The organism is Bradyrhizobium sp. PRIMUS42, from assembly GCF_023006515.1.
GTDB lineage: Bacteria > Pseudomonadota > Alphaproteobacteria > Rhizobiales > Xanthobacteraceae > Bradyrhizobium.
The window spans coordinates 1-1,153 of the sequence record NZ_JALBGZ010001207.1 but is presented as its reverse complement, the minus strand read 5'-3'; the positions used below and the strand labels follow the sequence as shown (position 1 = coordinate 1,153).

The window sequence follows — 1,153 nt, the reverse complement described above, 5'->3', positions numbered from 1 at the left end:
CGTCGGGGTTCACCACCGGCTGCACCGCAAACACGTCGGCGTGGCGGCTGAAGGCTTCCATGGCGCGGTAGATCACGGGCACGCCGCCGATCTCGCGATATTGCTTCGGTCCGCCGGCGCCTGCTCGCAGCCCGCGCCCGGCTGCGACGAGGACGACCGCGGTGCGCTGTGATTTCGCCATAGGAGTCGAATACTCAGTTGGTGATGGAAGAGTCGGGGAGTGGGGTGATTGCCGAATGCCTCTAGCACGGCAGGCCCGCAAAAAAAGGGGGTTTCCCCGGATTGTTGGAAACAGCATTTTGCTGCACTGCACTTGAAAGATTTGCAGAATTGTCTAAACTGTAGGCATGACGCTTGACTGCACAAGAATTGTGCGCAAGATAGGTCATGGCACGCGCGATGAGGCGCTGCCCAGTCGACGAGACCCCTGTGACCGGTTCGGCAGTATCCGGCTCTAAGCCGTTGAAAATAGGCGATATTGGTGTCGCCGTTCCGGTCTTCCTGGCGCCGATGTCGGGGGTGACGGACTCGCCCGTCCGCAAGCTGGCCGCCGAGCTTGGGGCCGGTCTCGTCGTGTCCGAAATGACCGCCAGCGACGAGCTCGCCAACGGCCACCGGATGTCCCGGTTGCGTTGCGAAGCCACCGGGATCGGCCCGCACGTGGTCCAGCTCGCCGGCTGCGAGACGCATTGGATGGCAGAGGGCGCCCGGATCGCCGAAGCCGAAGGCGCCGATATCATCGACATCAATATGGGCTGCCCGGCCCGCCACGTCACCGGCGGCCAGTCCGGCTCGGCCTTGATGCGTGACCTCGACCATGCCGTCAGCCTGATCGATGCGACCATCGCGGCGGTGAAGGTTCCGGTGACGCTGAAGATGCGGCTCGGCTGGGACGATCGCACGCGCAACGCGCCGGAGCTGGCGAAGCGCGCGGAAGCCTCCGGAATCAAGCTCGTCACGGTGCATGGCCGCACCCGCAGCCAGTTCTACAAGGGTGAGGCCGATTGGGATGCGATCCGCGCCGTGCGCGAGGCCATCGCCATTCCGCTCGTCGTCAACGGGGACATCACCTCCTACGAGAAGGCGCTCGCCGCCCTCGAGGCCTCCGGCGCCGATGCCGTGATGATCGGCCGCGGCGCGCAGGGCCAGCCCT

Annotated in this window: 2 protein-coding genes; one reads left to right on the top strand and one right to left on the bottom strand. The window is 65.3% G+C overall.

Going from position 1 to position 1,153, the window contains the following annotated elements:
* Window positions 1–181, bottom strand: a 181-nt coding sequence (locus MOV75_RS39070) for a 2-C-methyl-D-erythritol 4-phosphate cytidylyltransferase (RefSeq protein WP_247008176.1), incomplete at its 3' end; no start/stop codon positions are given.
* A gap of 281 nt (window positions 182–462) precedes the next feature.
* Between MOV75_RS39070 and MOV75_RS39065 the strand changes: the two genes are divergently transcribed.
* Window positions 463–1,153: tRNA-dihydrouridine synthase (locus tag MOV75_RS39065; RefSeq protein WP_246932210.1), on the top strand; the 691-nt coding region annotated here is incomplete at its 3' end.